We start from the raw sequence: 12,342 nt of genomic DNA on the forward strand, positions 1-12,342 counted from the left end.
TATATTCTATCATCTTTTTAAAATATGAAACTCATCTGCATAGGTCGCAATTACACAGACCACATTAAAGAACTCGAAAACGAAAAACCAACAGATCCAGTAGTGTTTTTAAAACCAGACACGTCTATCTTGTTAAAGAAACAACCGTTTTTTATTCCAGATTTTTCAGATGATGTGCATTACGAAGTTGAGGTTTTGGTTAAAATCAATAAAGTAGGTAAGCACATTGATAAGAAATTTGCACATAAATATTATGACGATATCGGACTCGGAATTGACTTTACAGCACGCGATCTTCAAGCCCAACTAAAAGCCAAAGGTTTACCGTGGGAAAAAGCCAAAGCCTTTGATGGTGCTGCTGTAATTGGGAATTGGTTGCCAAAAACACAATTTCAAAATATAGACCAAATCAATTTTAGCTTAAAGCGAAATGATGACGTGGTTCAACAAGGTAATACAGCGTTGATGCTTTGGAAAATTGATGAAATTATAGAATATGTCTCAAAATATTTCACTTTAAAAATTGGAGACATTATCTTTACAGGCACTCCAGCAGGAGTTGGTAAGGTTTTTGCCGAAGATCGTTTAACAGGATATCTTGAAGACCAAGAAATGTTTTCAATAAAAATTAAATAAATGTCACAATATTATAAATTAGATCGCGTACGAGAAATGGCTGATAACGATGAAGATTTCGTTGCAGCTTTAGCAGCCGCTTTTTTAGAAGAAGTACCAGAAGATGCAGAGCGTTTAAGAACAGCAGTTCCTGCAAAAGATTATAAAGAAGTGTACCAAGCCGCTCATAAAATGAAACCGACCATAGATTTATTTGAACTAGGCGTGTTAGATACATTAATTGAAGTGCAAGATTGGGGAAAGCACGAACAAACGGATAAGAATGTAGATCAACAATTAATAACCCTATTAACTGCGGTTGATAATGCTGTTAATGAAATTAAATCCGACTTCGGACTATAATTTAGGACGACTAATTTTAGATGCACGCAGAAATTATTACCATTGGAGATGAAATTCTCATTGGGCAAATTATAGATACAAATTCAGCATTTCTTGGAAAAGAATTTAATAAGGCAGGGATTTCAATTTATCAAATTACGTCTATTCAAGATGATAAAATGCATATTCTTAAAGCGCTAAAAGAGGCAGAAGAGAATGCAGATATCATTATTATTACTGGAGGCTTAGGGCCAACTAAAGACGATATTACAAAACACACACTTTGTGAATATTTTGATGATACCTTAGTAGAAGACAAAACTGTTTTAGCTAATGTAGAAGACATATTCTCAAAATATAATATTCCCTTACTAGACGTTAACAAGCAACAAGCATTAGTGCCTTCTAAATCCAAGGTGCTTATGAATCATAATGGTACTGCGCCAGGCATGTGGTTAGAGAAGAACGGAAAAGTATTTGTATCACTTCCAGGTGTTCCTTTTGAAATGAAGGCGCTTATTACAGATCAAGTGATTCCTAAGTTACGAACGCAGTTTAAGTTTCCTTACATAACGCACAAAACGCTATTAACATATGGTCTTGGAGAAAGTTCTTTAGCAGCGCGAATAGAAGAGTGGCAAAATAATTTACCCAACTTTATAAAATTGGCATATCTGCCAAGTTTAGGTCGTGTTCGGATACGCTTATCTGGCAAAGCTGCAGATGAAGCAATGCTGAATGCTGAAATTCAAAAGCAAGTGAGTTTAGTATTACCATTAATCGAAGATATCTTTGTTGGTTATGAAGAAGACGAGTCTATTGAAACTATTATTGGCAAGCGTTTAACCGAATTAGGACAAACCTTAGCCGTTGCAGAAAGTTGCACAGGTGGACGAATAGCACAAGCCTTTACCGCAAATGCTGGAGCTTCAGCTTTTTTTAAAGGAAGTGTTGTAACCTATGCTACAGCATCTAAAGTGAAGATTTTAAAGGTGTCAGAAGACGATATTAAAAGCCATTCTGTAGTTAGCAAGGAAGTTGCAGAAACTATGGCTAAAAATGTAAGAGTATTATTTAATAGTGATTATGCCATAAGTACCACAGGTAATGCTGGGCCAACAAAAGGCGATTCAGAAGCAGAGATCGGTACAGTTTGTATCGCTATTGCTACGAAAGATGCCATTTATTCCGAAGAATTTAACTTTGGAAAACACAGAGAACGCGTTATTGGGAAAGCGACAAACAAAGCTTTTGAAATGCTTAGAAAAGAAATTTAAAAAAAGTGGATATATATATTTGCTAAACCTCAAAATTTTATTAAATTTGCACCCTGTTTAAAATGTCCTTTGCTGGATTTACAATAAACAGCAACAATATAGACCTTAAAGAAAGAATACAATGTCAAGAGTTTGTGAACTTACTGGGAAAAAAGCGATGGTTGGAAACAATGTTTCTCACGCTATGAATAAAACAAAACGTAGATTTGATGCTAATTTAATCAAAAAGCGTTTTTACATTCCTGAAGAAGATAATTGGGTAACATTAAAAGTTTCTACATCTGCATTAAAGACAATCAATAAAATTGGTATTGATGCAATGTTAAAAGAAGCTAGAGCAAAAGGATTTTACAAATAATAGGTTATAGTCATATAACTTAAAAATACACCCACTTTCGTGGGCAATATTATGGCAAAAAGAGGAAATAGAATACAAGTCATCTTAGAGTGCACAGAGCACAAGACATCTGGTCAGCCAGGAACTTCAAGATATATTACAACAAAGAACAAAAAGAATACGCCAGATCGTATGGAGATTAAGAAATTTAATCCGATCCTTAAGCGTATGACAGTTCATAAAGAAATTAAATAATAATTCGATAATTTCATTTTTAGAAACTATCAGATAATCCCATAGAATCATGGCAAAGAAATCAGTAGCATCTTTACAGACAGGATCAAAGCGTTTAACAAAGGCGATAAAAATGGTGAAATCACCAAAAACTGGAGCTTATATGTTCGTGGAGTCCGTAATGGCACCAGAATTTGTAAATGACTTTTTGAGTAAAAAATAAGATGTATCTCTATACAGATTAACAAGACTGCTTTCATTTGAAGGCAGTTTTTTTTTAATGAAACTTAAATTTCAGAGGCTTCAATAGCGAACTGAAAAATAATAGTTGAATAAATCCTGCTGAAAAGCGGGATCTCTTATTTAAACTGAAAATTTTAAATTATATTTGAGCTTAGCTGCCATAATAACAGTAAATGATTAAAGGCAAGGTTGTTGTTCTAAGTTTTGGGTGTTACCCTTAATACTTACAAGGTTTCTAAAACCTTTACAGGAAACGGGTCAGGCTTTCCGCTATATCTTTTTTGCTTTTAATGGCAAAAAAGGATGTCGCTTCAATTGCGAAGCACTCACGATTTCTTAGTAAATAGAATCTATGAGTAATCCTTAACACAACAACGAAAAGACTGACAACGAGTAACTTAACAACGAACAACTTAACATTATAATGAGTTTTTTTAAAAAAATATTCTCTTCCGAAAAGAAAGAAACCTTAGATAGAGGACTAGAGAAATCGAAGTCTTCTTTTTTCAATAAATTAAATAAAGCCGTTGCCGGAAAATCTAAAGTCGATGATGATGTTTTAGATAATCTTGAAGAAATTTTGGTAACAAGCGACGTCGGAGTCAATACCACATTAAAAGTCATTACACGGATTGAAGAACGTGTGGCAAAGGATAAGTATTTAGGAACGTCTGAACTCAATAAAATTTTAAGAGAAGAAATCGCTGCTTTATTATCTGAAACCAAATCTGGTGAAGATACAGAATACACCATTCCCGAATTACCAAAACAAGCCGATGGCTCAAAAACACCGTATGTGCTTATGGTTGTTGGTGTTAATGGTGTTGGTAAAACAACAACGATTGGTAAGTTGGCTTATCAGTTTAAAAAACAAGGTTTAAACGTGGTTTTAGGTGCCGCAGATACGTTTAGAGCAGCAGCAATAGATCAATTACAGGTTTGGGCAGATCGTGTCGATGTGCCAATGATAAGACAAGAAATGGGATCTGATCCGGCTTCTGTAGCATTTGATGCTTTGCAATCTGGCGTCAACCAAAACGCAGATGTGATTATTATTGATACTGCAGGCCGTTTACACAATAAAATTAACTTAATGAATGAGTTGACCAAAGTAAAACGCGTGATGCAAAAAGTTGTTGGTGATGCGCCACACGATGTCTTATTAGTTTTAGATGGTTCTACAGGTCAGAATGCTTTTGAGCAAGCCAAACAATTTACAGCAGCAACGGAAGTTACCTCTTTAGCCGTTACAAAACTCGATGGCACTGCAAAAGGCGGAGTCGTTATTGGTATTAGTGATCAATTTCAAATTCCTGTAAAATATATTGGAGTAGGTGAAGGTATTGAAGATTTACAAGTTTTTAATAAGTATGAGTTTGTAGATTCGTTTTTTAAGTAACAAAATCCCTTTGAAAAAAGGGATCTCATAAATATGAGTACTCATAAGTTCTCTTTTAAAGATGACAAGCTATTAAAATCAATTACAATGCTTACAGCGTTGTATGCCGTTATGATGTTTTTAAAATATTTTGGAAATTTATCTGGACTTTTTTGGCAATCGAAAAATCCATTACTACCAAAATACTTGCCTTATTACGTCGCGTTTCCTTTATATGTTTTACTTCCAGCGCTTTCGATGATTATCTTTTTATGTTACCGAATGTTACAACAAAAGCGGTATAATTTTAAAGTTGTCTATGGCTTGTTTGCTATAGTCTTTTTTTTCTTTTTATGGGAATGGAGGGTTTTAGAATTTCTTATGAATAATAATCCATACGCTTAATTAACGATTACACATTCTTTTTAATACCATAGTTCTCGTTCAAGTTAAGTGATAAGCAAGACCTCACAGGTTTCAAAAACCTGTGAGGTCTTTTGTTATTGGATTAAGTGAATCATTTCGTATTTTTATAAAAAACATAATTATGCGTAATCTTTTATATCTTCTAATTTTATTTGTTGTCTTTTCTTGTAAAAAGAACAATTCTTCAGATGCCAGAGTGCCAATTGAAACTTCTGAGACCGAAGCTCAATCTTCGGATATCAGTGCCATTTCAACTAAAGATTTCAGGGAATTTAAAGTTCTAGATTCAGAACATGTGACTAAAGCAGCCCTTTGGGCAACTATGAATCCGCAAATGTCTCACTTTAAAGAAGTAGATTATAAAAGACTGAAACCTTTAATTTTAGATCAAGATATTACAACACTTCAAGAGTATATTGAAAAAGGAAAATTAACTTATACAGATTTAACGCTATTCTATTTGTATCGCATACGTACATTTGATAGAGAACATCCATTATCCTTAAATTCCGTAATGGCCATTAATCCAGATGTTATTAAGCAAGCCAAAATAGCTGATGAAACTGAGTTTGAACAAGGGAAACATCCGATTTTTGGTATGCCCATCTTATTAAAGGACAATATAAATGCATCAGGTATGGCAACAACAGCTGGTGCAGTTGCCTTAAAAGATAATATTACAGATGATTCATTCATCGTAAGTCAGTTAAAATCTAAAGGAGCTTTAATTCTCGGAAAAGCCAATTTAAGTGAGTGGGCTTACTTCTTTTGCGGAGATTGTCCAAGTGGCTATTCTGCAATAGGAGGACAAACTTTAAACCCTTACGGCAGAAAAGTATTTGATACAGGCGGTTCTAGTGCTGGAAGTGGTGTTGCCGTCGCGGCAAATTTTTGTGCGGCTGCTATTGGTAGCGAAACCGCAGGTTCTATTTTATCGCCTGCAAGTCAGAATTCGGTGGTAGGTTTAAAACCAACGATTGGCTTGGTAAGTCGTAGTGGGATTGTGCCTATTTCTTCAACATTAGACACTGCAGGTCCAATGACCAGAAGCGTCAGAGATAATGCTATTCTGTTAGATGCTATTTATGGCTTTGATGGATCAGATTCAAAATCTAAAACCGTTGACATTAACCAAGGCTATCATAGTAATCTGTCTAAAACTGCGCTTAAAGGCAAGCGTTTTGGAGCACCTAAACGTTTATTAGAAGACACATTATACAGCAATGCTTTACAAATACTAAAAGAACAAGGAGCAGAAATTATTGAAATAGACGAGCAAGATGTTGGTCTCCCTAATTTTATTCGTTTGTTGAATTTAGATATGAGAAAAGATTTGCCTAAATACATGGAAGCTTATGCGAACAAGTCCATCGCATTAAGAACAGTTTCTGATGTGATAGGTTTTAATCAAAAAGATTCGTTAAAAACGATGCCTTATGGTCAGAAGTTATTTGAAGGTATTGCAAATGATGCAGGTGATAGTGACTATTTAGAAGCGATAAAAGATACGTTAAAAACGAACGGTTTAAATTATTTTAACAAACCTATGCAGGCGCATACATTAGATGGTTTTCTTTCCATAAATAATTACCACGCTGCATTTGCTGCTGTAGCGGAATATCCTGCGCTAACGGTTCCTATGGGTTATGCAGAAAATGGAGAACCTAAAGGATTAACATTTATTGCGAAAGCATTTCAAGAAAAAGAACTATTACAATGGGCTTATGCCTATGAGCAGGCGTCACTTAAGAGAATTTCGCCTAAAAACTATAAATAATTGAATACAAACTATAAAAAAGCCTCTACTTATTTTGTAGAGGCTTTTTTAGGTTTCAAACCGTTTTAAATGAAAAACTATTCTAGTGTACTGACAGTTAATGGTCCAACCCAAAAACTAAAACCGAATTCTTCACAATTATTTCTGACATAAAAATCGTAGGCAGTATTAGGGTTTAAGTTTTCTACGAGTCCAAATCCTTGATCGATATTGTCACCTTCAACTTGAATTGTACCAGTACCTATTTCAAATCCTTCTAATCCGTATTGCAATTCAGAACCATCATTATCAGAATTGAACCATCTTAAATTTACAAAATCAGAACCAGTAGCATTAGGTATGCTGCGTTCTTGTAAATTTTCGGGATCATTACACAAAGGATTCATGTTTAATGTCGCAAAATTAAAAGGGCCATCCCATGCACTGTAATTGTTATTATCAGGACATAACAATCTCACATAAAATGAATAGCCTGTCTCAGGAGTTAATCCTGCTAAATCTAAACTGCTTTGAGAGACTTCTGTGCTAATACCTTCGCCAAACGCAAAGCCTTGCAGTCCGTATTCTACTTCAAACACTGAAGTGCTTATCGGTGATTGCCAATTTAATGTAGCGGTTGTATTAGTAACGGCAAAAGCTTCTAATCCAATAGGACTTTGACAAAACTCAGCATCTCCTTCTGGACCATCGGTTTCACAAGCAAAAACAAGTAGCACTAACGTCAACAGAATTATAATTTTTTTCATAATCTAAATTTTTCCAGTGGTAAATATAAGTGACTACTTCACTATTGACAAAATTATAGAGGCATAATTCGATTAATAGCCTAATCTATTGTATGTGTTGTATTTAAGTACATGGTTTGACGTTAATATGCGTCTTTCACCCTTATTTGATAGATTATGCTGTACCTATTATTCAACATAATATATCATAATCTGTAAATGAGTCGTATTAATAACATAACGATAAGCTCAAAATGCAGTGCAATGCAACTCAGTTAATAAGTGCATTTATTTTGCTCCAAAGTTCATTGTCAAAGCTCGACAAGGCAAAATTAACACTGTCGGCAGCTTCTCCCATCCTCACAATCACTAGGTTTTTACTGGGTACAACATAAATTTTCTGGTCGTCGCGTCCTAAGGCACAATACATGTCTGCTGGTGCATTTGGAATTAATTCACCATTAAATTGAACTTGAGATTGTGGCAATCGGAAGGTAGTTTTACCATTAAGCCACCATAAATAACCATAGGCTTGATTTATATTTTGTGACGTGTTTATGGCTTCATTCAGGAAATTTTCAGGAATAATTTGCTCATTTTCCCACGTACCATCAGCAAATGTTAACAAGCCAAAACGTGCCATGCTTCGTGTGTTACTCCAATAAACATTAAAGTTACCGTTTTGCAACCAAAGACCTGTCATGCCGATTTTATCTTTCAGATTGGTATTAAAATAGTTGTTCCAAGTAGTGCCACTAGCAGAAGTTACGACGTCTTGCAATTTTACATAGACATTATGATAAGCCCAACGATCGCCTGCATCTGCCAAATATTGTAAATTAGAAGCTGAAATATCGTCTCCCAAGCCATCATTCAGGCCAGAGTTCATGGATAATAAATTTTTGCACGTAATGAGGTTTTCTTTGTCTAATGGCGCACTTGTCCAACCTGTACCAATATAGTCTGAAACTTTAGCGTTAATATCAATTAAGCCGTCTTGTTGCGCAATACCAGTTAGGGCTGTGGTTAAGGTTTTTCCTGCGCTTGCCCAATACCAAGGAGTGCTAGCGGAATGATTATTAAAATAAGTTTCAACCACTATTTTACCATTATGAAGAATTATGAATCCTTTAGAATTTTCAGCGTCTAAAAAATCTAATAAAGGTTGTAGTTGGTCTTCGTTCCAGTTTAATTCTGAAATTGTTTTTGTTTCCCAAGTATCTGAATTTATAGGTGGAAAATAGATGGTTTCATCAATTGGTTCTGGTTCAGTGGCTTCTGTATCATCCGAATCACAAGACATATTGCAAAATAAACAAATGAAGAGCAGTACTAGATTTAAAGGTTTCATACGTTTGGTTTTGTGCTTTAGACCTGTAAATATACAAAAGGTTTAAAATGGCTATTACGTAATCAAAAATCGGCAGTCGTATATCTTAAATCATTCCGTATCTTTGCGGACTGTAAATAAACTTGTCAATATTAATTTAAAATAGGTCCACGTCTGTGGTAACTGCATATGCGTACTAAAACTCTTAAGAAAAATAGAATAAACGTGATTACTCTTGGCTGTAGTAAAAATGTTTACGATAGTGAAGTGTTAATGGGACAGTTAAAAGCCAGCGGAAAAGACGTTGTGCATGAAGAAGATGGCAATGTAGTGGTGATTAACACCTGCGGTTTTATTAATAATGCGAAGGAAGAGAGTGTGAACACCATTTTGGAGTACATGCAAAAGAAAGAAGATGGAGAAGTCGATAAAGTTTTTGTAACAGGGTGTTTGAGTGAGCGTTACAAGCCAGACTTGCAAAAGGAAATCCCAAATGTAGATCAGTATTTTGGAACTACGGAATTACCAGGTTTATTGAAAGCGCTAGGAGCAGATTATAAGCATGAATTAATAGGTGAACGTTTAACAACCACACCAAAAAATTATGCCTATTTAAAAATAGCCGAAGGTTGCGATAGACCTTGTAGTTTTTGTGCCATTCCTTTAATGCGAGGAAAACATAAAAGTACTCCAATAGAAGAAATCGTGATTGAAGCTGAAAAGTTAGCAGCAAACGGAGTTAAAGAATTGATTTTGATTGCCCAAGATTTAACGTACTACGGATTAGATTTATACAAAAAACGAAATCTCGCTGAATTATTAGAGCATTTAGTAAAAGTGGATGGTATAGAGTGGATTCGTTTACATTATGCATTTCCAACCGGATTTCCAATGGACGTGTTAGATGTGATGAAGCGCGAACCTAAGGTTTGTAATTACTTAGATATTCCGTTGCAACATATTTCAGATTCAATTTTGAAGAGTATGCGTCGTGGTACTACAAAAGAAAAGACAACAAAGTTACTTAAGGAATTTAGAGCAAAAGTGCCAGAAATGACCATTAGAACAACGCTTATTGTTGGTTATCCTGGTGAAACACAGGAAGATTACGAAACATTAAGAGAATGGGTAAGAGCCATGCGTTTTGAGCGTTTGGGTTGCTTTACGTATTCGCACGAAGAAAATACACATGCTTTTAACTTAGAAGATGATGTGCCAGAAGACGTAAAAATGGAACGTGCTAATGAAATCATGGAAATTCAATCTCAGATTTCTTGGGAACTCAATCAGGTAAAAATAGGGCAGGAGTTTAAAGTGGTGATCGATAGAAAAGAAGGCAATTATTTTGTTGGACGAACAGAATATGATTCGCCAGATGTGGATAATGAAGTACGTATTGATGCTACGGATACGTATTTAAAAACAGGTGAGTTTGCTACAATAAAAGTTATTGAGGCTGAAGATTTTGATCTTTATGGTGAGGTAGTGAAATAGAGTGGTTCGTAGAATGTGTTTGTGTATGAAACGTAGTGCTGAAGATAAGCGGTTTCTTTTCGGATTTAACACCAACCAGATTTTTAATTCCGAATGTTTATTAATTCAGTTTCCAATTCTAATTTTGCGTTTTGTTCTGTTAAAGATAAAGTTCCAGTTAGTAAATTATTAGTTTCATAAGGGTCATTTATTAAATTGTACAGTTCTTCTATTCCAACTGAATTGACAATAAATTTATATGTTCCATTACTTATTGTCCATTCATCATTTGTGCCATCACCCTGTTCAGAATATTGATAATCCCTAATACTTGTAGAGGCTGTGAAAAGCGATTTAAAACTTTTACTATCGTGAATTTCGGTTGTTGAGCTCCCAGCAATTTCTGCTATTGTAGCAAATAAATCTGTGCTAGTTATTAAGTTATTATCAGTACCATTTCGTGAAACTGAATGTCCTGAAATAAACATAGGAACGTTAATACCACCTTGATATAACGTATTTTTTACCATTGAACTTGAATAGGGACTTTGGGCAACTTGATTCGGTGTCCCATTATCACCAATAAAAATTATTATAGTGTTATTTCTTTCATCTTCGGGAATGTCGTCTAATAATCTACCAATTTGAAAATCCATAGCTTCAATGGCTGCCATGTAGTATGGTATTGGGTCCAATACATTAGTATATGTTGGTAAATTACCTTGACTGTGCATATTACTTGGCGGTGCGTGAAATGGTGTATGTGGTGCAGTATATGCCAACCACATAAACCAAGGCTTAGATTGTTCATTAATCCAATCTATTGACAAGTCAGTAAATACTTCGGTTATGTATTCTGAATTTTGAGTTGAAGCACCATCTTCGCTCAGTGGCCATTGGTAGTAATCATTTACAGCACCGCGAATGAGGCCAGTGTAATAATCAATACCAAATGTTTCGGGATTTATAGTTCCATTACTTCCCGAAAGGTGCCATTTTCCAACAATTGCTGATGCGTATTTATTATTAGTTTGATTACTAATATATTCTTGTAATGTAGTTTCCGAAATAGATAATTGATCTCCAGCACTTTTTACACCAGTTCTATAGCCATATTTTCCAGTAATGATTGACGCCCTTGTGGGTGAACATGTGGGATTTGACCAAAAATTACTAAACGAAAGTCCATTAGTTCTAATGGCATCTATATTTGGTGTATTTGGTTTTATACTTCCTTCTGAAAACCCATTAATAGCATCTTTACCTAAATCATCTGCAATGATGAAAAGAATATTTGGTGATTCTGTATTTGGGACTTCACCACTAGTAGCGTCATTTGAGTCTGATGAACAAGAAAAGATGACTAAAATGATTGATAATAATAAGACTGATTTTATTTTATTCATTTTGTAGGTTGTTTTTATTGAGGTGTTCCTTTGAAGCAACCAATATTATATGGAAAATCATACGTCCAATGATAGTGGTATAAATCTATCATTTCGCCATCCCAAAGCACAGGATGTGTATGTCCGTGACATTCATCTAAATCTGCGGAAGTAAGTATTTCCCCATTTTCGCCTTCAGGTCCATATATTCCAAATCCATCTAACATATAGCCCATAAGTGCTGCGTGTCCAGATTCGTGTTCGTGAATATGATTTTGTAAATCTTCAGCAGGAAAATGATAATGGTATCGTTCTGTACCATCTGTGTGTCCACCAAATCTATCAAGCATTTCGTGTGCTGCTGCATCTGTTCCAAGAGTTGATGCTCCGTGATAAATAGCAGCACCAGTAACAGAAAATCCAGCAGGACCAAAAAAGACGCAGTTTGCTTCTTGGGCAATTTGAGGTATTGCAGGTAATGTGTAATTTACAACTTGTTCAGAAATAATGTTTGGATTACCATCATACTGAAAAGCTTCAGTTCCTTGTTGTATTGGAAATATGCCAGTCGGATGGTCTGGTAAATTATTTCCCGTAATAATTCTGTTGCCATTTCCATCTAAACTAATGTCAAATATGTGATTCCACGTTACGTTGCCTTCTACTTGAGGTTTTCTTGTATAATCCCAAGTTCCATCTGGATTCGTCCAATCACTTGCATTATTTGCACCCGCTCCATTAGAAGGAAGTCCGCATAACCATAATGAAAGAAAATCAGGTAAAGGGTCGCCTTGATTTCG

Annotated in this window: 14 protein-coding genes; 10 read left to right on the forward strand and 4 right to left on the reverse strand. The window is 35.1% G+C overall.

The genetic code is table 11. The features are described from left to right. The first annotated feature begins 24 nt into the window (after positions 1–24). From AB8B52_RS13650 to AB8B52_RS13690, 9 genes are all read left to right on the forward strand, one after another. Positions 25–636 carry a fumarylacetoacetate hydrolase family protein gene (locus tag AB8B52_RS13650; protein WP_406029054.1) on the forward strand — a complete coding sequence of 204 codons (612 nt, stop codon included), beginning with the start codon at positions 25–27 and terminating at the stop codon, positions 634–636. Continuing rightward, positions 637–978: an Hpt domain-containing protein gene (locus AB8B52_RS13655; RefSeq protein WP_406029056.1), complete on the forward strand. Its 342-nt coding sequence runs from the start codon at positions 637–639 to the stop codon at positions 976–978. A gap of 20 nt (positions 979–998) precedes the next feature. Next, the gene (locus AB8B52_RS13660; protein ID WP_406029058.1) at positions 999–2,234 is read left to right on the forward strand and encodes a competence/damage-inducible protein A; all 1,236 of its coding nucleotides are present in this window, start codon (positions 999–1,001) and stop codon (positions 2,232–2,234) included. Between the two features lie 121 nt (positions 2,235–2,355). Further along, entirely contained in the window at positions 2,356–2,592 is a 237-nt protein-coding gene (gene rpmB / locus AB8B52_RS13665) for a 50S ribosomal protein L28 (protein ID WP_406029060.1), read from the forward strand. 51 nt (positions 2,593–2,643) lie between these two features. Beyond that, positions 2,644–2,826, forward strand: coding sequence for a 50S ribosomal protein L33 (gene rpmG, locus AB8B52_RS13670; RefSeq protein WP_020896723.1), 183 nt, complete (start codon positions 2,644–2,646; stop codon positions 2,824–2,826). A 49-nt stretch (positions 2,827–2,875) separates the two neighbouring features. Beyond that, the gene (locus tag AB8B52_RS13675; protein WP_179351793.1) at positions 2,876–3,028 is read left to right on the forward strand and encodes a DUF4295 domain-containing protein; all 153 of its coding nucleotides are present in this window, start codon (positions 2,876–2,878) and stop codon (positions 3,026–3,028) included. A gap of 444 nt (positions 3,029–3,472) precedes the next feature. Further along, positions 3,473–4,447, forward strand: coding sequence for a signal recognition particle-docking protein FtsY (gene ftsY / locus AB8B52_RS13680; protein ID WP_406029063.1), 975 nt, complete (start codon positions 3,473–3,475; stop codon positions 4,445–4,447). A 33-nt stretch (positions 4,448–4,480) separates the two neighbouring features. Beyond that, positions 4,481–4,831 carry a hypothetical protein gene (locus tag AB8B52_RS13685; RefSeq protein ID WP_406029065.1) on the forward strand — a complete coding sequence of 117 codons (351 nt, stop codon included), beginning with the start codon at positions 4,481–4,483 and terminating at the stop codon, positions 4,829–4,831. 142 nt (positions 4,832–4,973) lie between these two features. Next, positions 4,974–6,629 (forward strand): amidase family protein, encoded by a 1,656-nt coding sequence (locus AB8B52_RS13690; protein WP_406029067.1) that lies wholly within the window; start codon positions 4,974–4,976, stop codon positions 6,627–6,629. Between the two features lie 77 nt (positions 6,630–6,706). Here the strand turns inward: AB8B52_RS13690 and AB8B52_RS13695 are convergent, their stop codons facing one another. Together AB8B52_RS13695 and AB8B52_RS13700 are read right to left on the reverse strand one after the other, a co-directional pair. After that, the gene (locus AB8B52_RS13695) at positions 6,707–7,375 is read right to left on the reverse strand and encodes a fibronectin type III domain-containing protein (protein WP_406029069.1); all 669 of its coding nucleotides are present in this window, start codon (positions 7,373–7,375) and stop codon (positions 6,707–6,709) included. Between the two features lie 250 nt (positions 7,376–7,625). Then, positions 7,626–8,705, reverse strand: a complete 1,080-nt coding sequence (locus tag AB8B52_RS13700; protein ID WP_406029071.1) for a serine hydrolase domain-containing protein — start codon at positions 8,703–8,705, stop codon at positions 7,626–7,628. 168 nt (positions 8,706–8,873) lie between these two features. On the opposite strand from AB8B52_RS13700, the gene rimO reads away from it, so the two are divergent. Next, complete coding sequence (gene rimO, locus AB8B52_RS13705) at positions 8,874–10,178, forward strand: 30S ribosomal protein S12 methylthiotransferase RimO (RefSeq protein WP_406029073.1); 1,305 nt, start codon at positions 8,874–8,876, stop codon at positions 10,176–10,178. 83 nt (positions 10,179–10,261) lie between these two features. Here rimO and AB8B52_RS13710 read toward each other — a convergent pair whose 3' ends face one another. Together AB8B52_RS13710 and AB8B52_RS13715 are read right to left on the reverse strand one after the other, a co-directional pair. Continuing rightward, positions 10,262–11,563: a sulfatase-like hydrolase/transferase gene (locus AB8B52_RS13710; protein ID WP_406029075.1), complete on the reverse strand. Its 1,302-nt coding sequence runs from the start codon at positions 11,561–11,563 to the stop codon at positions 10,262–10,264. 14 nt (positions 11,564–11,577) lie between these two features. Further along, on the reverse strand, positions 11,578–12,342 hold a 765-nt coding region (locus tag AB8B52_RS13715; RefSeq protein ID WP_406029077.1), incomplete at its 5' end, for a YHYH protein.

Origin of the sequence: Winogradskyella sp. (assembly GCF_045105575.1) — a bacterium.
In the GTDB taxonomy this organism is placed as follows: domain Bacteria; phylum Bacteroidota; class Bacteroidia; order Flavobacteriales; family Flavobacteriaceae; genus Winogradskyella.

Excerpts from the sequence above, each read along its gene's own strand:
- rimO (WP_406029073.1), top strand. The coding sequence starts at position 8,874 with ATGCGTACTAAAACTCTTAAGAAAAATAGAATAAACGTGATTACTCTT.
- AB8B52_RS13695 (WP_406029069.1), bottom strand. The coding sequence starts at position 7,375 with ATGAAAAAAATTATAATTCTGTTGACGTTAGTGCTACTTGTTTTTGCT.
- rpmG (WP_020896723.1), top strand. The coding sequence starts at position 2,644 with ATGGCAAAAAGAGGAAATAGAATACAAGTCATCTTAGAGTGCACAGAG.
- AB8B52_RS13660 (WP_406029058.1), top strand. The coding sequence starts at position 999 with ATGCACGCAGAAATTATTACCATTGGAGATGAAATTCTCATTGGGCAA.
- AB8B52_RS13700 (WP_406029071.1), bottom strand. The coding sequence starts at position 8,705 with ATGAAACCTTTAAATCTAGTACTGCTCTTCATTTGTTTATTTTGCAAT.
- AB8B52_RS13685 (WP_406029065.1), top strand. The coding sequence starts at position 4,481 with ATGAGTACTCATAAGTTCTCTTTTAAAGATGACAAGCTATTAAAATCA.
- AB8B52_RS13675 (WP_179351793.1), top strand. The coding sequence starts at position 2,876 with ATGGCAAAGAAATCAGTAGCATCTTTACAGACAGGATCAAAGCGTTTA.
- AB8B52_RS13690 (WP_406029067.1), top strand. The coding sequence starts at position 4,974 with ATGCGTAATCTTTTATATCTTCTAATTTTATTTGTTGTCTTTTCTTGT.
- AB8B52_RS13650 (WP_406029054.1), top strand. The coding sequence starts at position 25 with ATGAAACTCATCTGCATAGGTCGCAATTACACAGACCACATTAAAGAA.
- AB8B52_RS13655 (WP_406029056.1), top strand. The coding sequence starts at position 637 with ATGTCACAATATTATAAATTAGATCGCGTACGAGAAATGGCTGATAAC.
- rpmB (WP_406029060.1), top strand. The coding sequence starts at position 2,356 with ATGTCAAGAGTTTGTGAACTTACTGGGAAAAAAGCGATGGTTGGAAAC.
- AB8B52_RS13710 (WP_406029075.1), bottom strand. The coding sequence starts at position 11,563 with ATGAATAAAATAAAATCAGTCTTATTATTATCAATCATTTTAGTCATC.
- ftsY (WP_406029063.1), top strand. The coding sequence starts at position 3,473 with ATGAGTTTTTTTAAAAAAATATTCTCTTCCGAAAAGAAAGAAACCTTA.